13 protein-coding genes are annotated in these 18,629 nt (G+C 70.1%); 8 read left to right on the top strand and 5 right to left on the bottom strand.

Annotated elements, in window-relative coordinates:
- Window position 1 precedes the first annotated feature (1 nt).
- Complete coding sequence (gene ileS, locus CGR01S_RS10035) at window positions 2-2,884, bottom strand: isoleucine--tRNA ligase (protein WP_042426092.1); 2,883 nt, start codon at window positions 2,882-2,884, stop codon at window positions 2-4.
- A 98-nt stretch (window positions 2,885-2,982) separates the two neighbouring features.
- Window positions 2,983-4,017, bottom strand: a complete 1,035-nt coding sequence (locus tag CGR01S_RS10040) for a bifunctional riboflavin kinase/FAD synthetase (protein WP_042426094.1) — start codon at window positions 4,015-4,017, stop codon at window positions 2,983-2,985.
- Window positions 4,018-4,190: 173 nt separating this feature from the next.
- Between CGR01S_RS10040 and CGR01S_RS10045 the strand changes: the two genes are divergently transcribed.
- Window positions 4,191-4,748 carry an HNH endonuclease gene (locus tag CGR01S_RS10045; RefSeq protein WP_042426098.1) on the top strand — a complete coding sequence of 186 codons (558 nt, stop codon included), beginning with the start codon at window positions 4,191-4,193 and terminating at the stop codon, window positions 4,746-4,748.
- A 78-nt stretch (window positions 4,749-4,826) separates the two neighbouring features.
- Here CGR01S_RS10045 and CGR01S_RS10050 read toward each other — a convergent pair whose 3' ends face one another.
- The 3 genes from CGR01S_RS10050 to CGR01S_RS10060 are packed head-to-tail and all read right to left on the bottom strand — an operon-like array spanning window position 4,827 to window position 7,927.
- On the bottom strand, window positions 4,827-5,942 hold the full coding sequence (locus CGR01S_RS10050; RefSeq protein ID WP_042426101.1) for an acyl-CoA dehydrogenase family protein: 1,116 nt from the start codon (window positions 5,940-5,942) through the stop codon (window positions 4,827-4,829).
- Between the two features lie 44 nt (window positions 5,943-5,986).
- The gene (locus tag CGR01S_RS10055; RefSeq protein WP_042426104.1) at window positions 5,987-7,168 is read right to left on the bottom strand and encodes an acyl-CoA dehydrogenase family protein; all 1,182 of its coding nucleotides are present in this window, start codon (window positions 7,166-7,168) and stop codon (window positions 5,987-5,989) included.
- A 45-nt stretch (window positions 7,169-7,213) separates the two neighbouring features.
- Entirely contained in the window at window positions 7,214-7,927 is a 714-nt protein-coding gene (locus CGR01S_RS10060; protein WP_042426106.1) for a YceH family protein, read from the bottom strand.
- A 20-nt stretch (window positions 7,928-7,947) separates the two neighbouring features.
- Here CGR01S_RS10060 and purN point away from each other — a divergent pair, with 20 nt between their 5' ends.
- From purN to CGR01S_RS10095, 7 genes are all read left to right on the top strand, one after another.
- Window positions 7,948-8,529, top strand: a complete 582-nt coding sequence (gene purN, locus CGR01S_RS10065) for a phosphoribosylglycinamide formyltransferase (protein WP_042426108.1) — start codon at window positions 7,948-7,950, stop codon at window positions 8,527-8,529.
- Window positions 8,530-8,663: 134 nt separating this feature from the next.
- A complete protein-coding gene (locus CGR01S_RS10070; protein ID WP_042426110.1) occupies window positions 8,664-10,517 on the top strand; it encodes a M48 family metallopeptidase in 1,854 nt (617 codons plus the stop codon).
- Window positions 10,518-10,543: 26 nt separating this feature from the next.
- Entirely contained in the window at window positions 10,544-11,863 is a 1,320-nt protein-coding gene (locus tag CGR01S_RS10075; protein WP_042426112.1) for an RsmB/NOP family class I SAM-dependent RNA methyltransferase, read from the top strand.
- A gap of 125 nt (window positions 11,864-11,988) precedes the next feature.
- Window positions 11,989-13,509: an AAA family ATPase gene (locus CGR01S_RS16175; RefSeq protein ID WP_052382538.1), complete on the top strand. Its 1,521-nt coding sequence runs from the start codon at window positions 11,989-11,991 to the stop codon at window positions 13,507-13,509.
- Window positions 13,506-15,344, top strand: coding sequence for a type II secretion system protein GspD (locus CGR01S_RS10085; RefSeq protein ID WP_042426115.1), 1,839 nt, complete (start codon window positions 13,506-13,508; stop codon window positions 15,342-15,344). Before CGR01S_RS16175 ends, CGR01S_RS10085 begins: the two co-directional genes overlap by 4 nt.
- Window positions 15,341-16,873: a tetratricopeptide repeat protein gene (locus CGR01S_RS17230; RefSeq protein WP_084690628.1), complete on the top strand. Its 1,533-nt coding sequence runs from the start codon at window positions 15,341-15,343 to the stop codon at window positions 16,871-16,873. The genes CGR01S_RS10085 and CGR01S_RS17230 overlap by 4 nt, the downstream gene beginning before the upstream one ends.
- On the top strand, window positions 16,870-18,615 hold the full coding sequence (locus CGR01S_RS10095) for a GspE/PulE family protein (protein ID WP_042426123.1): 1,746 nt from the start codon (window positions 16,870-16,872) through the stop codon (window positions 18,613-18,615). Before CGR01S_RS17230 ends, CGR01S_RS10095 begins: the two co-directional genes overlap by 4 nt.
- The last annotated feature ends 14 nt before the right edge of the window (window positions 18,616-18,629 follow it).

Consider the following 18,629-nt stretch of genomic DNA (forward strand, 5'->3'; position numbering starts at 1 on the left):
CTCAGGCGCAGGTCCGGCTCTCGCCGGGGCCTTCCAGGTTGCTCACGCAGCGGCCGCACAGCGTCGGGTGCGCGGCGCTCTGGCCCACGTCGGCGCTGTAGTGCCAGCAGCGTTCGCATTTGGTATCGGAACTGGCTAAAACGCTGATCTGTAAAGCGTCACCAGCTACCAATTCAATAGCGGACACAATGCACACGAACTTCAGGTCCGCGCCCAGGCTGGCGAGCAGGGCGTGGTCTTCCGGCGGCGCCGTGAGGCGCACCGTGGCCTGCAGCGAGGAGCCCACGGTGCCGGCCGCGCGCACGTTCTCGATCTCCTTGTTCACGGCGTCGCGCAGCGCGCGGATGCGCTCCCACTTGGCCAGCAGGCCTTCGTCGCCCTGGGGCAGGGTCTGGAAGGTTTCGAGGAAGATGGACGCCGAGTGGCCGAACACCTTCCAGGCCTCCTCGGCGGTGAAGGAGAGGAAGGGCGCCATCCAGCGCAGCATGGCGTGCGTGATCTGGTACAGCGCGGTCTGCGCGCTGCGCCGCGCCAGGCTCTTGGGGGCCGTGGTGTAGAGGCGGTCCTTGAGCACGTCCAGGTAAAAGCCGCCCAGGTCCTCGGAGCAATAGAGCTGCAGCTTGGCCACCACGGGGTGGAATTCATACACCTGGTAATGCGCCAGGATGTCCTGCTGCAGCTGCGCCGCACGCGCCAGCGCCCAGCGGTCGATCTCCAGCATGTCGGTGAAGGGCACGGCGTCCTGCGCGGCGTCGAAGTCGCTCACGTTGGCCAGCAGAAAGCGCAGGGTGTTGCGGATGCGGCGGTAGGCGTCGACCACGCGCGCGAGGATCTTGTCGTCGATGGCCAGGTCGCCCGAGTAGTCGGTGGCGGCGCACCACAGGCGGATGATCTCGGCGCCGAGCTTGTTGCTCACCTCCTGCGGCGAGACGGTGTTGCCCAGCGACTTGCTCATCTTCTTGCCCTGGCCGTCCACCGTGAAGCCGTGCGTGAGCAGGCCGCGGTAGGGTGCGCGGCCGAAGATGGCGCTGGCCAGCAGCAGCGAGCTGTGGAACCAGCCGCGGTGCTGGTCATGGCCTTCGAGGTAGAGGTCGGCCTCGGGGCCCTCGTCGTGGTGCATGCCCGCGTGCGTGCCGCGCAGCACATGCCAGAAGGTGGAGCCGGAGTCGAACCAGACCTCCAGGATGTCGGTGCTCTTGGTGTAGACCTGGGCGTCCTGCGCGCCCAGGATGTCCTCGGTGCGCACGCGGCTCCAGGCCTCGACGCCGCCCTGCTCGACGATGTCTGCCGCCTGGTCGATGATCTCCATGGTGCGCGGGTGCAGCTCGCCCGAATCCTGGTGCAGGAAGAAGGGCAGCGGTACGCCCCAGGAGCGCTGGCGCGAGATGCACCAGTCGGGCCGGCCGGCGATCATGTCGCGCAGGCGCGCCTTGCCGTTCTCGGGGTAGAAATGCGTGTGCTCGATGGCCTGCAGCGCGATCTGGCGCAGCGTCTGGGCGGGCTTTTGCGCCGGGTCGGTGAACACGCCTTCGCCCTCGTCCATGCGCACGAACCACTGCGCCGCGGCGCGGTAGATCACGGGCGACTTGTGGCGCCAGCAGTGCGGGTAGCTGTGCGTGATGGTGGTGGTGCCCATCAGGCGCCCGGCGGCCTGCAGCGCCTCGATGATGATGGGGCAGGCCTTCCAGATGTTCATGCCGCCGAACAGGGCCAGCGATTCGTCGTAGCGGCCGTTGCCCAGCACGGGGTTGAGGATGTCGTCGTACTCCAGGCCGTGCGCCACGCAGGAGTTGAAGTCTTCCACGCCGTAGGCAGGCGAGGAGTGCACGATACCCGTGCCGTCGCTGGCCGTGGCGTAGTCGGCCAGGTACACGGGCGAGAGGCGCTTGTAGCCCTCGTGCACGTCGTGCAACGGGTGCTCGAACTCGATGCCCGCGAGCTTCTCGCCCTGGGTGTAGGCGACGATGCCAAATTTTCCATCTTGGTCAAGCTCGTATCTTGAGAGGCACGATGCGACCAGCGATGACGCAAGAATTAGAAGACCACGTTCGGTATCAACCAGCGAGTATTCAAGTTCAGGATTCAGATTCAGGGCCTGGTTTGCCGGGATGGTCCAAGCTGTAGTAGTCCAGATGACGATAAAAATGTCTTTGGCTTGATATTTTGATGAGTCCTTAACTCCAAAAGCGTCAAATACTTGCTGACGGTCGTGCGCCTTGAAGGCAACGTCCAGCGTCTGGCTCTTCTTGTCCTGGTATTCGATCTCGAACTCGGCCAGCGAGGAGCCGCAGTCAAAGCACCAGTACACGGGCTTGAGGCCGCGGTAGACGAAGCCACGCTCCATGACTTTCTTGAGCGCGCGCAATTGCCCCGCCTCGCTGGCGAAGTTCATGGTCTTGTAGGGGTTGTCCCACTCCCCGAGCACGCCCAGGCGCTTGAAGTCCGCCATCTGCTGGGCGATCTGCTCGGTGGCGAAGGCGCGGCCGCGCGCTTGCATCTCGTCGCGCGGCAGGTTGCGGCCGTGCAGCTTTTCGATGGCGTTCTCGATCGGCAGTCCGTGGCAGTCCCAGCCCGGGGTGTAGAGCGCGTCGAAGCCCTCGAGCTGGCGCGCCTTGGTGATCATGTCCTTGAGGACCTTGTTCACTGCGTGGCCGATGTGGATCTGCCCGTTGGCGTAGGGCGGGCCGTCGTGCAGGATGAACTTCGGCGCGCCGCGGCGCGCGGCGCGCAGCTTCTTGTAGACGCCCTTCTCGTCCCATTCCCGGGCCCATTGCGGCTCGCGCTTGGGCAGGTCGCCGCGCATGGGGAACGGCGTGTCGGGCATGTTGAGCGTGGCGCGGTAGCCGCTCGCGGGGGCGTTCTTGGCGTTCGTCGGTTCGGACATGGTGAAACCTTCCAATCGGGGGTTGCGGGCGCCGGGCCGGCAACACGGATGCAGAGAGGGCAGGGCGGAGCCTGCCGGACGGGGCGAAGGCGACCCCGTCAAATTCGGTCGCGCGTGGTCTGGCGGCGGGTTTCGGCGTGGGCGGCGAACCAGGCGCGCGCATCCGCACAGTCCCGGGCGATGCCTTGGGTGAGGGCGTCCAGGCTGTCGTACTTCAACTCGTCGTGCAGTTTGTGCAGCAGTTCCACGCGGATGATTTTACCGTAGCCCCCCTCGGGCCCCAGATGCCGCGGCCACTCCAGGCAATGCGTCTCCAGCAGCACGCGGCCGCCGTTGACGTCGCGCGCGTCCAGCGAGGGGCGCACCCCCAGGTTGGCCACGCCGGGCAGGGGCGTCTCGTGCAGGCCGTGCACCCACACGGCGAAGATGCCGCTGGCGGCGGGCTTCCAGTGCGCAAAGCGCAGGTTCAGGGTGCGAAAGCCGTCGCCCGCGCCCTGGCGGGCCTCGCCCAGGCTGCGTCCCAGCCGGCGCCCGCGCACCACATGGCCGCTGATGGCGTAGGGGCGGCCCAGCAACTGCTCGGCGTCCTGCAGGCGGCCGGCGGCCAGCGCGGCGCGCACCTCGGAGCTGGAGACGCGCAGGCCGTGCACCTCGTAGCTGTTCATGCGCGCCACGTCGAAGCCCTGGGCCTGCCCTGCGGCGTCAAGCAGCCCATAGTCGCCCGCGCGCTGCGCGCCGAAGCGGAAGTCGTCGCCCACCAGCACGTAGCGCGCGCCCAGGCCGCGCACCAGCACCTCGTCGATGAAGGCCTGCGGCGACTGCGCGGCCAGGCGCGCATCGAAAGGCAGCACCACGGCCTGCTGCACGCCGCAGCGCGCCAGCTCGGCGAGCTTGTCGCGCAGCGTGCCGATGCGCGCCGGGGCGAGTTCGGGCTTGTTCAGCGCCTGGGCGAAGTAGTCGCGCGGGTGCGGCTCGAAGGTGAGCGCGCAGCTGGGCACGCCGCGCTGCGCCGCCTCGCTGTTGAGCAGGGCGATCATCGCCTGGTGCCCGCGGTGCACGCCGTCGAAGTTGCCGATGGTGAGGGCGCACGCGGGGGCGATGTCCGGGTGGCGGAATCCGCGGAAGATCTTCATGGGGCGGTATCTTTTTTGTAGCGCCTGGCGCGCGGCCCTGCAGCGCAGGACATCGATGGGACAGGAAATGAGCGTATATTGTGACGCAGCCGCGCCGGCCCCCGGTCCGGGCAGGCGCGGCGCCAGGCATTTGCATCGATTCCTTGCCCGTGGCTTGTACGAGGAGGCGTGTCGTGAAGGTCTTGAAGCTCTCCGCCCAGGGCTTGCCCCAGGCGTGGATTTCGCTGGAGCAGGCGGTGCTGCACTACGCCGCCGGCGAGGTGCGCTGGGAGTCCGGGGGCGAGATCGCCGTGTTCCACGGCGGGCACAACGCCCTCACGGGGCGGCAGTCGGTGATCGCGGTCAACAGCATCATCGGCACCCGCGGTGTGCCGGTCATCAACCCCTTCGAGCTGCAGCCCGGCCTCACCAACGGCAAGCTCTTCGTGCGCGACCGCCAGGTCTGCGCCTACTGCGGCGGGCATTTTCCCGAGGAGCTGCTCACGCGCGAGCACATCGTCCCCTGCGCCAAGGGGGGGCGGGACCACTGGATGAACGTGGTCACGGCCTGCCGCCCGTGCAACCACCGCAAGGGCCCGCGCACGCCCGAGCAGGCGCACATGCCCCTGCTGTACGCGCCCTATGTGCCCAGCCTGTGGGAGGACTTCATCCTGCGCAACCGGCGCATCCTGGCCGACCAGATGCAATTCCTGATGGCGCATGTGCCCAAGTCTTCGCGTCTGTTGCATTGATGGTGAGACGCCCCCAGGGCGCGCGCATCCATGAAAAAACGCGGCCGGGGGCCGCGTTGGTGGGGGCATGGCGCGCCGTCAGGCAAACACGCCGGCCGTCTCCTGCATGCGTGCCGATACCTCGCCCAGGTGGTGCAGGGTGTCGCCCCAGGTCATTTCGAGCTGGGTGAGCGTCTTGAAGTAGTGGCTGACGATGTACTCGTCGGTCACGCCGATGCCGCCGTGCATCTGCACGCACTGCTGGCCCACGAAGCGTATGGACTGGCCCAGTTGCACCTTGGCCTGGGCCAGGGCGCGGCGGCGCTCGGCCGCGGGGGCGCCGAGCTTGAGGCTGGCGTAGTAGCTCATGGAGCGCGCCAGTTCAAGCTGCATCTTCACGTCGGCCGCGCGGTGGCGCAGGGCCTGGAAGCTGGCGATGGGCACGCCGAACTGCTTGCGCTGGTTCAGGTAGTCGAAGGTGACGGTGGCGGTCTGGTCCATCACGCCCACGGCGTAGGCGCAGGCACAGGCGATGCCGGTGTCCACAGCCAGCTCCAGCGCGGCCAGGCCGTCGGTGGTGAGCAGGGTGGCGGGGGCCTGGTCCAGCACCAGCTCGGCGGCGCGGCTGCCGTCCTGCGTGCCGTAGCCGCGCGCGGCCACGCCGCTGGCGGCGCGCTCGACGAGGAACAGGGCGATGCGCCCGTCCCAGTGCGCGGGCACGATGAAGGCGTCGGCCTGGTCACCGGCGGGAACTATGCTTTTGCTAGCTGTCAGCGCATATCCTGCGGGCGTTTGCACCGCTTTTGCTTCGCAAACGTCGAGGCGGTAGCGCGCCTTGCGCTCCTGGTGGGCGAGCACCACCAGGGCCTCGCCGCTGGCCATGCGCGGCAGCCAGGCGGCCTGCACGGCTGCGGGGGCATGCTGCGCCAGCACGCGGGTGGCCACGTAGGTCTGCGCCAGCGGCTCGAGCACGATGCCGCGGCCCAGCTCCTCCATGGCGACCATGGCGTCCACCGCGCCCTGGCCCAGGCCGTCGTGCTGCTCGGGCACCGTGAGGGCGGTCAGGCCCAGTTCGGCCAGCTCGCCGTAGGCTGCGCGGTCAAAGCCGCCCGCGGCGACGATGGCGCGCCGGCGCTCGAAGCTGTAGCCCTTGCCCACCCACTTGCGCACGGCATCGCGCAGGGACTGCTGGTCGTCGGAAAAATCGAAATCCATGTTCTTACTCCTGATGCTGCCCTGCTGGGGCTCCTGTCGCGAAATCAGCCCAAGACGGTTTGAGCGACGATGTTGCGCTGCACTTCGTTGGAGCCGCCATAGATGGTGGTCTTGCGCAGGTTGAAGTAGGTCGATGCCAGGGGCGCGTTGGCCACCACGCCGCCGGGGAAGTCGCCTTGCCAGCCCGCCTCCATGGCCTCTTCGATGAAGGGCAGGGCAAACGGCCCGGCAGCCAGCATCATCAGCTCGGAGTAGCGCTGCTGGATCTCGCTGCCCTTGATCTTGAGCAGGCCGGCGATGTCCAGCGGGTTCTTGCCGCTCTTTTCCATGGAGAGCACGCGCAGCACCAGCATCTCCAGGGCCACGATGTCGACTTCGAGCAGGGCGATCTGGTCGCGAAAGCGCGTGTCGTCCCACAGACCTTCGGTCTTGGCGATGCGCTTCAAGCGCTCGAGCTCGCGCTTGCTGCGGTTGACGTCGGCGATGTTGGTGCGCTCGTGCGAGAGCAGGTGCTTGGCGTAGGTCCAGCCCTTGTTCTCCTCGCCGACCAGGTTTTCCACCGGCACTTCGACGTTGTCGAAGAACACCTCGTTGACTTCGCACTCGCCGTCGAGCAGCTTGATGGGGCGCACCGTCACGCCCGGGCTCTTCATGTCGATCAGCAGGAAGGAGATACCCGTCTGCGGCTTGCCCTCGTTGCTGGTGCGCACCAGGTTGAACATCCACTCGCCATACTGGCCCAGCGTGGTCCAGGTCTTCTGGCCGTTGACGATGTACTTGTCGCCCACGCGCTCGGCGCGCGTCTTGACGCTGGCCAGGTCGGAGCCCGAGCCGGGCTCGCTGTAGCCCTGGCTCCACCAGACCTCGCCGCTGGCGATGCCGGGCAGGAAGCGCTGCTGCTGCTCGGGCGTGCCATAGGCCATGATGACCGGGGCCACCATCACCGGCCCGAAGGGCACGATGCGCGGGGCGCCGGCCAGCGCGCATTCTTCTTCAAACAGGTGCTTTTGCACGGCGGTCCAGCCCGGGCCGCCGAACTGCTGGGGCCAGCCAAAGGCCAGCCAGCCCTTTTTGCCGAGTATCTTGGCCCAGCCCTGCATGTCCTCGCGCGTCAGGCGCAGGGCGTTGTGGACTTTGTGGGCGATGTGCGCGGGCAGGTGGGCGCGCACCCAGGCGCGTACCTCTTCGCGGAACGCCTGCTCTTCGGGGGTGAATGCGAGATCCATGCGGTTGTCTCCAGTGAAGCGGTATTTGTAGCACGACCGTTCGTTTTAGTCCTGTCCGGGTGGTGACAACGGCGCTTCGGCCTGCGGCGGCACGCCCAACTCGGCGCACAGGCGGCGCACCGTGGCCTGCAGGGCGGCGACGTCGGCCTCCAGGGCCTCCACACGCGCCTGCAGTGCCGCGCCGGCCGGTGCGGCGCCGGGGCTGGATGCGGCTGCGGCGGCCGACAGGGCCTGCATGTCCACGGGGCCGCACAGCAGATGGGCCCAGCGCGGCTCGCGGGTGCCCGGGGCGCGCGGCAGCAGCACCACCAGGGGGCCGCCCTTGTCCGCGCTGCGCTCGCGCAGCTCGTCCAGAAAGGCCTCGACCGAGGAGATGTCGGCAAAGCGGTGCCAGCGCTCGGCGTTGATGCGCAGCTCGCCCGCCGTCTGCGGGCCGCGCAGCATGAGCAGGCCCAGCAGCGCCGCCGACTGCTCGGGCACGCCCACCACGCGCTGGAAGTTGTGCTCGTAGCGCGTGGCCCGCCCGCCGCTGCTCTCGCACACCAGCGAGCGCAGGCGCAGGCTGTCGAGCGCCTCCTGCGCCTGCGCGTCGCTGACCTGCATGACGGGCTCGCGCGCGGTCTTCTGGTTGCAGCCGGTGGTCACGGCGTTGAGCGTGAGGGGGTAGCTGTCGGGCACGGTGCGCTCTTTTTCCATCAGCGTGGCCAGCACGCGGGCCTCCAGGGCGCTCAAGGGGTGGGATGCGGGGTCAAAAGGCATGGCAGGGATAATCGCGGCAAATGAAGAACATCGTGATTTTGATCTCTGGCGGCGGCTCCAACATGGCGGCCATCGTGCGCGCGGCCGAGCAGCAGCACTGGGGCCAGCGCCTGGGCGCGCGCGTGGCGGCCGTGGTGAGCAACAAGGCCGACGCCAAGGGGCTGGTGTTCGCGCGCGAGCACGGCGTCGCCACCGAGGTGCTGGAGCACCAGGGCTTTGCCAGCCGCGAGGCCTTCGACACCGCGCTGCAGCAGGTCATAGACCGGTACGACCCCGCCGTCGTCGTGCTGGCCGGCTTCATGCGCATCCTCTCGCCGGGCTTCGTGGCGCATTACGCGGGGCGGCTGCTCAACATTCATCCTTCGCTGCTGCCCGCCTTCACCGGGCTGCACACGCACCAGCGCGCCCTGGACGCGGGCTGCAAGTTCGCCGGCTGCACGGTGCACCAGGTCACGGCCGAGCTGGACGTGGGCCCCATCGTCGAGCAGGCCGTGGTTCCCGTGCTGCCGGGCGACACGGCCGCCACCCTGGCGGCCCGGGTGCTCACGCAGGAGCATGTGATCTACCCGCGCGCCGTGGCCAATTTGCTATCAACCATGTAGCTTGCAGCGCTGGCTGGACGGGCGCTCAAGCCATTTTTCGTCCTCTCCATACTGCCGCGGACGGCGCGCGCGGCCGCCAGGGGGTGGGGGCCGGTTAGCATGGATGCCCGGCAAGCGTCTTGGAGGGCAGGAGCGTGGATCAGGCCGATTTCGTCCATCTGGTGCGCATGAGCGAGATTGCCAGCGCCGAAAACAGCCGCGCCTACCGCTGGCGCGTGGCGGCCTTTGCAGCCCTGGGCTACGCCTGGGTGCTGGGCGGCCTGCTGCTGGCCCTGGGCATGCTCGCCTGGGCCTTGCCGCCCTTGCTGCAGGGGCGCTTCAGGTTCGGGCTGGTGCTGGCGCTCATCGGCGGCCTGGCGCTGCTGTGGACCAGCCTGCAGGCGCTGTGGCTGCGCAGCGCCCCGCCCGAGGGCGTGGAGATCACGGCGCTGGACGCGCCCGCCCTGTTCGAGGCGCTCGAGCGCATCCGCCGCAAGATCCAGGGCCCGCACATCCACCATGTCTACCTGGACGGCGCGTTCAACGCCTGCATCCGCCAGCAGCCGCGCTACGGCCTGCTGGGCGGCGCGGTCAACCACCTCACCATCGGCCTGCCGCTGTTCATGGCGCTGGACCGCCCGCGCCTGCTGGCCGTGCTGGGCCACGAATACGGCCATTTGCGCGGCGGCCATGGGCGCTTTGCCGCCTGGATCTACCGCACCCGCATAGCCTGGCTGCGCATGCACCAGGGCCTGCGCGAGGACGGCGGCATCGTGGCGGCGGCGTCCAACGCCTTCATGCGCTGGTATTTGCCGCGCTTTGCCGCACGCAGCTTCGCACTGGCGCGCCAGGACGAGTACGAGGCGGACCGCATCGCCGGGCGCCTGGTGGGCCGCGAGGTGGTGGCTGCGGCCTGGGTGGAAATCGAGGTGCGCAGCGCCTGGATGGAGCGCCATTTCTGGGCGCGCCACTGGAGCAAGGCGGCCGCGCAGCCCCTGCCCGTGGGGCCGTACCGCTCGCTGCGCAGGCGCCTGGCGCGCATGCCCGAGCAGGCCTTCGCCAACGACGCGCTGCGCCAGGCCCTCAAGCGTCTGGGCAGCGTGGACGACACCCACCCCGGCCTGCGCGAGCGCATCGAGGCGCTGGAGGTGGCGCCCCTTCTGCCGGATTGGTCGCAAGGCAGCGCGCTGGAGTTGCTGGGCAGCGATGCCAAGCGCTGGATCGCGCATTTCGACAAGCAGTGGTGCCGCGACCACGCCAGCGAATGGAAGCGGCACCACGCCTGGCTGGCGCAGGTGCGCGAGCGCGTGCACCAGCTCTGCGCGGCCCAGGCGCACAGCAGCGCCGACGCGCTGGTGGAGCAGGCGCGCCTGTCGCTCCAGCTCGATCCGCGTGCCGACGTGCGCCCCCTGTACGAGCAGGCCCTGCAGCGCAGCCCCGGGCATGCCGGTGCCTTGCGCGGTCTGGAGCCCTGCCTGCCCGACGCAGACCGCCAGGGCAAGCTCCAGTACCTGGACCAGCTCTGGGACGGCGACGGCGACAGCCGCTGGTGGGCGGCGCGCACCGCACTGGCCGAGCTGGAGACCGCACGCCCCGGCATGGAACACGACGCTGGCGCCTACAAGCAGTGGCGCAAGCGCCTGGAGCGTGCCCAGGAGGCCGAGGAGCGCGCGGGCGAGGAACTGGCGGCCACGGCCTTCTTCACGCGCGCCGTGCGCCACGATCTGAGCGCCTTCGAGCAGGCTGAGCTGCAGGTCCAGCTCGCGCGCCACCGGCCGGTGGCGCGCGCCTGGCTGGTGCGCAAGCACCTGCGCGAGTTCCCGCGGCGGCGCGCCTACCTGTTGTTCCTGGACCTGCCTGGGCTGGAGGCCGCCGACAGCCTGGCGCTGTGCCACCGGCTCGAATACGGCCTCGCGCTGCCCGGGCCCCTGCTGGTGCTCGATGCCGCCCAGGCCAGCACGCCCGAGGAGCTGCAGCGCCACGCCGCGGACCCCGTGTTCGTGCGCTGAGCGGCAGGGGTGGGACAATCCCGCCCATGCATCCCACCGCCCTCCTGCAAGCCTGCGCCGAACTGGTGCGCCTCACCCTCACCCTGGAGCACCCGGCCGACGCCGTGGTCTCGCGCTTTTTCCGCGACCACCGCCACCTTGGCCCGCGCGAGCGTGCCGCCCTGGCCGAGACGGCCTACGCCGTGCTGCGCAAGAAGCTGCTGTTCGACCACCTGGCCCCCTCGGGCAGCGGCCCGCGTGAGCGGCGCCTGGCCATCCTGGGCTTTGCCCAGTGGCAGGACGAAGAGGCGCGCCGCAGCCACCCGCAGGCGGCGCACGGCCCGCGCGACTTCCTCAAGGCGGCGCTGAACGAGCGTGAAAAGCAGTGGCTCGACCAGTGCGACGCCATTGCCGAGGACGACCTGCTCGAGCGCCACCGCCACAACCTGCCCGAGTGGCTGGCCGAGCCGCTCAAGGCGCAACTGGGCACGGAGTTCTGGCCCCTGGTGCAGGCCTTGTCCACCAGCGCGCCGCTGGACCTGCGGGTCAATATCCTGAAGGAAAAACGCGAGCTGGTGCAGAAGGAGCTTGCGCAAGCAGCTATCAAAACAGAAGCAACACCGTACTCGCCCTGGGGCCTGCGCGTGCAGGGCAAGCCCGCGCTCGCCAAGCTGCCCGCCTTCGTGCGCGGCGCCATCGAGGTGCAGGACGAAGGCTCCCAGTTGCTGGCCCTGCTGCTGGACGCCAAGCGCGGCGAAATGGTGGTGGACTTCTGCGCGGGTGCCGGCGGCAAGACCCTAGCCATCGGCGCGACCATGCGCAGCACCGGGCGGCTGTACGCCTTCGACGTGTCCGCCCACCGGCTCGACGCCCTCAAGCCGCGGCTGGCGCGCAGCGGGCTGTCCAATGTGCACCCTGCGGCCATTGCGCACGAGCGCGACGAGCGCGTCAAGCGCCTGGCGGGCAAGATCGACCGCGTGCTGGTCGATGCCCCCTGCTCCGGCCTGGGCACGCTGCGCCGCAACCCCGACCTCAAGTGGCGCCAGTCGCCCCAGGCGCTCGCGGAGCTGGTGGCCAAGCAGACGGCCATCCTGGAGAGCGCGGCGCGCCTGCCCAAACCGGGCGGGCGCCTGGTGTACGCCACCTGCAGCCTGTTGCCGCAGGAGAACGAGGCGATTGCCGAGGCCTTCACCCAGGCGCACGGCGACTACGAACTGCTGGAGGCGGGCGCGCTGCTCACCCAGCTCAAGGTGCCGCAGGCCGCCAGCCTGTGCGCCGGCGGCGAGGACGGCCAGCGCTACCTGCGCCTGTGGCCGCACCGCCATCAGACCGACGGCTTCTTCGCCGCCGTCTGGCAGCGCCGGTGACGCGGGTTTTGCGTTCCCGCCACACGGCGGGTCAACATCAGGTTACATCTCTCCCCGTCCCTGGGGAGAATGCACTATCATTTTCAACAACATCTTGTAAATGATTGATCTGAAAAGAATTTGCCTTGTCTTCCCTCTACCTTGAACACTTCCGGCTGGGTGAGGCTCCGTTCGGCATCACGCCGAACGGCAAATTCTTTTTCGAGGGGCAGGCGCGCGGCGCCATCCTGGATGCGCTGCACCATGCCGTGCTCGACGAGGATGGCATCGTCGTGGTCGTGGGCGAGGTGGGCAGCGGCAAGACCATGCTGTGCCGCATGCTGGCCGAGCGCCTGCCGCGCGCTCAGGTCGATCTGGTCTATCTGGCCAACCCCTCGTTCGGCCCGCGCGAGATCCTGCTGTCGCTGATCGCCGACTGGGGCCTGCAGCCCCCGGCCGAAGGCCAGCCCCTGGTGCTGACCATCCAGCAGGCGCTGCTGCAGCGCCACGCCCAGGGGCGGCGCGCCGTGGTGCTCATCGACGAGGCCCAGGCCATGCCGCCCGAATCGCTGGAGGAGATCAAGCTCCTGTCCAACCTGGAGACGGCCCAGCACAAGCTGCTGCAGATCGTGCTGTTTGGCCAGCCCGAGCTGGACGCGCTGCTGGCCCTGCCCAAGCTGCGCCAGGTGCGCGACCGGGTGGTGCACCGCTTTGAACTGCAGCCCCTCAACGGTCCCGAAGCGGCGGCCTATATCGAGCACCGCCTGCGCCGCGCGGGCTGGCAGGGCGGAGCCCTGTTCGAGCCGCGCGCCCTGCACGCGCTCACCGAGGCTTCGGGCGGGCGCATCCGCGCCATCCACCTGCTGGCCGACAAGGCCCTGCTGGCGGCATTCGCCCAGGGGGCGCGCCAGGTGGGGCGTGCGCATGTGCGCATGGCGGTGGCCGAGGTCCAGGGCGGCGGCGCAGCCCTGCGCAAGGCGCCTGCGCCCGCCGCACGCTGGCGCCGCCCCGTGCAGTGGCTGGCCTTGGCCGCGGTGGCGGGCCTGGGTGCCGGGGTGGCCGTGGGTTACGGCCTGGGCCAGCGCAGCGCCCCGGCGGCCATGGCTGCGGCGCCGCAGGCGCTCGATGGCGCGCCGGCGCCGGTGCCCGGACCGGGCGCGGAGCCTGCGGCCTCTGCCCCCCATGGCGCTGCCGAGGCGGCCCTGCCGGCCGCGGCCCCGGCGCCGCCCCCCGAGGAGACTGAGGCCGAACGCCCGGTGGCCGCCGCCCCCCCCATGCCCCCGCAGGACGCCACGGGGCAGCGCTACGCTGCATTGCCGGCGGCGCTGCGCGAGGCCGTCCTGCGCACCCGCGCGGTCTTTGACGATCCGGCGCAGGAGTTCTGGGTGCTGCAGATCGGCCTGGCCGACAGCGCCGCCGGGGCCTTGCGCCTGCTGGAGCAGGCGCGCCAGCCCGGTACCGAGGTGTGGGTCCAGGACCGCATCTACCCCGGCTCCAGGGCTCCGGCGGCGCCGGTGTGGGCCGTGTACGTGGGGCGCCATGCCAGCCGGGCGCAGGCCGTGCAGAACCTGCAAGAATGGCCCGCCAGCCGGAAGACCCATAAACCCCTGCCGCGCTCCCTGGGTCGCCTGCGCGCAGAAACCTATCCCGAACGGGCGCCGTCATGAAGTCTGGAACCCCGCCTTGCTCCCTGAAATCTGCCTGCGGCCTGCGGCCGCTGGCGCTGCTGCTGGCCCTGGGCCTGACGGCCTGTGCCAGCAACGCGCCTGCGCCGGGGGGCGGTCACCTGCGGCCCGCAGCGGCAGCACCCGGCCAGCCCCCGGCGCTGGTCGATGCGCCCTTGCTGCCGCCTCCGCCCAGCGCCTCGCGGGCCAAGGCCGATGTGTTTTCCGTGAGCGTGCACAACGTGGACATCCGCAGCCTGCTGTTCGCCATCGCACGGGATGCTCGGTTGAATCTGGACGTGCATCCGGATCTGGCCGGCACGGTGAGCATGAATGCCATCGACCAGACGCTGACCGAGATCCTGGACCGTGCGGCGCTGCAGGTGAACATGCGCTATGAGATGGAGGGGCGCAATCTGTTCGTCATGCCCGATGCGCCCGTGCTGCGGCACTACCGGGTCGATTACCTCAACGTGGCGCGCGAGGCGCGCAGCGAAATCGGTGCCAGCACCAGCATCGCACGCGGCGCCAGCGCAGGCGGCTCGGGGGCAGGCAACAGTTCGAGCAGCGCGCTCACCAACAATTCCAACAACCGTTTCTGGGAGACGCTGACCCAGAACATCCGCGACCTGCTGCGCGAGACGGACAAGATCATCCCCGAGGGCGCGGCTGCCGCGCCGGCCGCGGTGGCGCCACCGGCCGCGGGCCCTGCGGCGGCGGCTTCGGCGCCGGTGGCTGGCGCGGCAGCCGCGCCGGCCCTGCCTGCAGCGGCGCCAGCGCGGTTTCGCGAGTCCGCCTCGGTCATCGCCAACCCGGAAACGGGCGTGATTTCCGTGCGCGCCACCTACCGCCAGCACATGCGCGTGCGCGAGTTCATCGACCGCGTGATGAAAAGCGCCGGCCGCCAGGTGATGATCGAGGCCACCATCGTCGAGGTCAACCTGTCCGACGAGTACCAGCAGGGCATCAACTGGTCCCTGGTGCGCAACGGCCTGCCCTTGCTGCAGGTGGGGCCCGCGGGCACGGTCCTGCCCTCGGGCGTGCCGGTCAGCGGTGTCATTCCCAGCATGGCGAACTTCACGCCTTCGTACACCCGCATGGGCGGCAACAACACCATGCAGTTGTTCGTGGCGCTGCGCCTGCTGGAGTCCTTTGGCAATACCAAGGTGCTGTCCAGCCCCAAGATCAGCGCGCTCAACAACCAGGCGGCGCTGCTCAAGGTCACCGAGGACCTGGTGTATTTCACGCTGTCGGCCAACTACACGCCGGGCTCGGCCGGTTCGGCGCCCACGTTCACGCTCACGTCCACGCCCAACACGGTGTCGGTGGGGCTGGTCATGAGTGTCATGCCGCAGGTGGGCGAGGGCGATGAGGTCACCCTGATCCTGCGGCCCACGCTTTCGCGGGTGGTCAGCTACGTCGATGATCCGGCCGTGCCCATCTACCTGGCCCAGGCGCGCAACGACGGCATCAACATCTCGGAAATCAGCAGCCGCATCCCGCAGATCCAGACGCGTGAGATGGAGTCGGTCATCAAGGTGCGCTCGGGGGACACGGCCGTGCTGGGCGGCCTGATGCGCGACGATGTGGCGGGCAGCACCGACCAGACGCCCGGTATCGGCAGCGTGCCGGTGCTGGGTGAACTGTTCAAGTACAAGAAAAAAGCCAGCAGCAAGAGCGAGCTGGTCATCTTTTTGCGGCCCACGGTGGTTTCCAGCGCCAGCCTCACCGGGGACTACCAGGCCTTTGAGCCCCACCTGAGTGAAGCCCTGCGCCCCATGCCCGAGCGCATGAAGCCCGCGCCTGCGCCAGAATCCGCCGCCGGAGGCCGCCCATGAGCCTGCTGCTTGAAGCCCTGCAGCGCAGCCAGAACAAGCCGCTGGCGCTGGAGCCCGCTGCGTCGCCCGCAGCGGCGCCCGCAGCGGCGCCCGCAGCGGCGCCCGCAGCGCTCGCCCCGGAGCCGGCCGCAGCCGGCGGGCCGGAGCTGACGCTGGCCCCGGTGCCGCAGCCTGCTGCGCCAGAGGCAGCGCCCATGTCGCCGCCCGCGCCGCCACCCGCGGCGTCCACGCCCGAGGCACCGCAGGCGCCCGCTGCCCCTACACCCCCCCCGGCGCCTGTCCGCCAGCCCGCCGCCCCTGCCTCCGGCACTGGCGCGCCAGCGGCCCCGGGCATGGCCCCCATGGCGGCGCGCGCGGCCGCCCAGGCCATGGTGGGCACTGCTGCGCAGCCGCCGCAGCGCGACGGAGCGCGGGTGCGCCGCATGGTGTGGGGCCTGCTCGTCGGCATGGCGCTGGCGGTGCTGTCCTGGCTGGGTTGGCAATACTGGCTGGCGCAGCAACGCCCTGGCCTTGCCCCGGTGGGCATGGCGCCGCCACCCGTGGCCGGGTCTGCTGCTGCGCAGGGGGAGGTGGAGCCGCCACTGGAGGCGGCCTCGCAGGCCACGGACGGAGCCGCCGTGACACCGGGCACCGCCGAACTCGCGGCCTCGGTGCCGGCGGTGGCGGCCGTTGCCGCAGCATCCCTTCCGCCGCCGGCCCCGCTGGCCATGCCGGCCAGGCAGCCCGCTGTCCCCGCCGCCCCCGCGAGGCAGGGCGTTGCGCCACGGGCGGATCGCCCGGACGCTGTGCCCCAGCCACCGGCCGCCAGTCCATCGCCCCCCCAGGAGGCGCCCGGCCCGCAGTCGGGCCCAGCACCCACGCCGGAACCCCGGCGCCGCCCTGCCTTGATGGCTGCTGCGGCGGCGGCGGCCCCGGCAAGCCCCGCCGCCAGCGCGGCAGCGGCCACACTGGTGCGCTCGCAGGCCCAGGCGCAGTTGCAGGCCGCCTGGGCGGCGCTGCGCCAGGGGGAGGCCGCACGTGCCCAGGCGCTGTACCAGCAGGTGCTGGCCGAGCGGCCGGACGACCCCGATGCGGCCCTGGGCCTGGCCGTGGCCCTGCACCGCCAGCGCCAACTCGAACCTGCCTGGGCGGCTTACCAGCGCAGCCTGCAGCTCTGGCCCGACAACGACACCGCGCGCACCGGCATGCTGGCCATCCTCTCCGAATCCGATCCGGCCACGGCGGAAAGCCGACTGCAGGAATGGGTGCAGGCCCGCCCGCGCGATGCGGCTGCGCAGGCGGCGCTGGGCAATCTGCTGGGCCGCCAGGGACGCTGGCCCGAAGCGCTGGGGCCGCTGACGCTGGCGCAGTCGCTCGCCCCCGGCCACGTCGCCTACGCCTACAACCTGGCCGTGGCGCTGGACCAGGCGCGGCGTTACGAAGAGGCCCTGCGCATGTACCGCCTGGCGCTGCAATGGGGTGCGGCGGGCGTGCCGGTGCGCTCTGTGGAGCGGCGCATCGACGAATTGCAGGAGCTGTGGACGCAATGAGCGACACCCCGACCGCCGCTGCACCATCCGCCCCGCCCGCAGGCCAGGCGCCCATGCGTCTGGGCGACCGGCTCCAGCACATGGGGCTGGTATCGGCCGACCAGATCCAGATCGCCCTGCTGGAGCAGCGCAAGACCGGCAAGCAGCTCGGCGACGCGCTGATCGCTCTGGGTTTCGTGACCGAAGAGGCCATGCGCGAGGCCCTGGGCCAGACGCTGGGCCAGCAGACCATCCAGTTGCAGACGGTGCTGGCCGACCCGGAGGCGCTCGCGCGCCTGCCCAAGGCCATGGCGCTGCGCTTCCAGGTGTTCCCGGTGTCGTTCCAGGCCGAGACGCAAAAGCTCGTGCTCGCCAGCCCCAAGCCCAACGACATCATCGCGGGCGACCAGATCCGCGCGCACGTGGGGCTGGGGGTGTCGATCTCCTGGCGCCTGGCCAGTGCGGCCGATGTGCTCGCCGCCATCGACCAGTTCTACGGCTACGAACTGTCCATCGACGGCATCATCCAGGAGATCGAGACCGGGCAGATCGACATGGCCTCGCTCTCGCAGGGGCAGGGCGGCTACAGCCACCCGGTGGTGCGCCTGGTGGACGCGCTGCTGTCCGACGGCGTGCACAAGCTGGCGTCGGACATCCACTTCGAGCCCGAGGGCCAGTTCCTGCGCATCCGCTACCGCATCGACGGTGTGCTGCGCCAGGTGCGCGTGCTGCACGGCCGCTACTGGAACGCCATGCTGGTGCGCCTCAAGCTGGTGGCGGGCATGAACATCGCCGAGAGCCGTGCGCCGCAGGACGGGCGGGTGTCGCTGTCCATCGGCGGGCGCAGCGTGGACTTCCGCGCCGCCGTGCAGCCCACCATCCATGGCGAGAACTTCGTGCTGCGCGTGCTCGACGCCAAGCGCGGCATCGTCGAATACAGCAAGCTGGGGTTGACCGAGGAGCAGTACTACCTGCTCGACCTGATGCTGGCGCGGCCCGAGGGCATCATCCTCGTGACCGGCCCCACGGGTTCGGGCAAGACGACCACGCTGTACTCCGTGCTCAGCCACATGAACGAGGAAAGCGTCAACATCATGACGCTGGAGGACCCGGTCGAGTACCCCATCACGCGCATCCGGCAGACCTCCATCTCGGACGGCAGCAAGATCGACTTTTCCGACGGCGTGCGCTCGCTCATGCGCCAGGACCCGGACATCATCCTGGTGGGCGAGGTGCGCGACAAGGACACCGCCGAAATGGCCTTCCGCGCCGCCATGACGGGCCACCAGGTGTTCTCCACGCTGCACACCAACTCGGCGCTGCGCAGTTTCCAGCGCATCAAGGATCTGGGTGTCTCGCCCGAGGTGATGGCGGGCAACATCATCGGCATCGTGGCCCAGCGCCTGGTGCGGCGCGTGTGCACGCACTGCCGCGAGGAGGTGCAGGTCACCGAGGGCAGCATCGAAGCCCGCCTCATCGGCGCGCACGCCATCGGGCGCACGGTGTACCGCGCCCACCCCGGCGGCTGCGAGGCCTGCGGCTTCCAGGGCTACCGTGGGCGCCTGGCCATCATGGAGCTGCTGCGCATGGACAGCATGCTGGACGAGCTCATCACGCGCAACGCCACTTTGGGCGAGTTGACCGCGCACGCCATGGCCCACGGCTTCGTGCCCATGGCCGAGGACGGGCTGCGCCGCGTGCTCGAGGGCATCACCACCGTGGAAGAGGTGGGCCGGGTGGTCGACCTGACCACCAGGCTGTAACGGAGCCCAGCGCG

It is taken from the genome of Comamonas granuli NBRC 101663 (assembly GCF_000739995.1).
Classification (GTDB): Bacteria; Pseudomonadota; Gammaproteobacteria; order Burkholderiales; family Burkholderiaceae_C; genus Simplicispira; species Simplicispira granuli.

What these genes read in the sequence shown, in the direction of transcription:
- CGR01S_RS10055 (WP_042426104.1), bottom strand. Translation starts at nt 7,168, where the DNA reads ATGGATCTCGCATTCACCCCCGAAGAGCAGGCGTTCCGCGAAGAGGTA.
- ileS (WP_042426092.1), bottom strand. Translation starts at nt 2,884, where the DNA reads ATGTCCGAACCGACGAACGCCAAGAACGCCCCCGCGAGCGGCTACCGC.
- CGR01S_RS10095 (WP_042426123.1), top strand. Translation starts at nt 16,870, where the DNA reads ATGAGCGACACCCCGACCGCCGCTGCACCATCCGCCCCGCCCGCAGGC.
- CGR01S_RS17230 (WP_084690628.1), top strand. Translation starts at nt 15,341, where the DNA reads ATGAGCCTGCTGCTTGAAGCCCTGCAGCGCAGCCAGAACAAGCCGCTG.
- CGR01S_RS10040 (WP_042426094.1), bottom strand. Translation starts at nt 4,017, where the DNA reads ATGAAGATCTTCCGCGGATTCCGCCACCCGGACATCGCCCCCGCGTGC.
- CGR01S_RS10085 (WP_042426115.1), top strand. Translation starts at nt 13,506, where the DNA reads ATGAAGTCTGGAACCCCGCCTTGCTCCCTGAAATCTGCCTGCGGCCTG.
- CGR01S_RS10075 (WP_042426112.1), top strand. Translation starts at nt 10,544, where the DNA reads ATGCATCCCACCGCCCTCCTGCAAGCCTGCGCCGAACTGGTGCGCCTC.
- CGR01S_RS10060 (WP_042426106.1), bottom strand. Translation starts at nt 7,927, where the DNA reads ATGCCTTTTGACCCCGCATCCCACCCCTTGAGCGCCCTGGAGGCCCGC.
- purN (WP_042426108.1), top strand. Translation starts at nt 7,948, where the DNA reads ATGAAGAACATCGTGATTTTGATCTCTGGCGGCGGCTCCAACATGGCG.
- CGR01S_RS10050 (WP_042426101.1), bottom strand. Translation starts at nt 5,942, where the DNA reads ATGGATTTCGATTTTTCCGACGACCAGCAGTCCCTGCGCGATGCCGTG.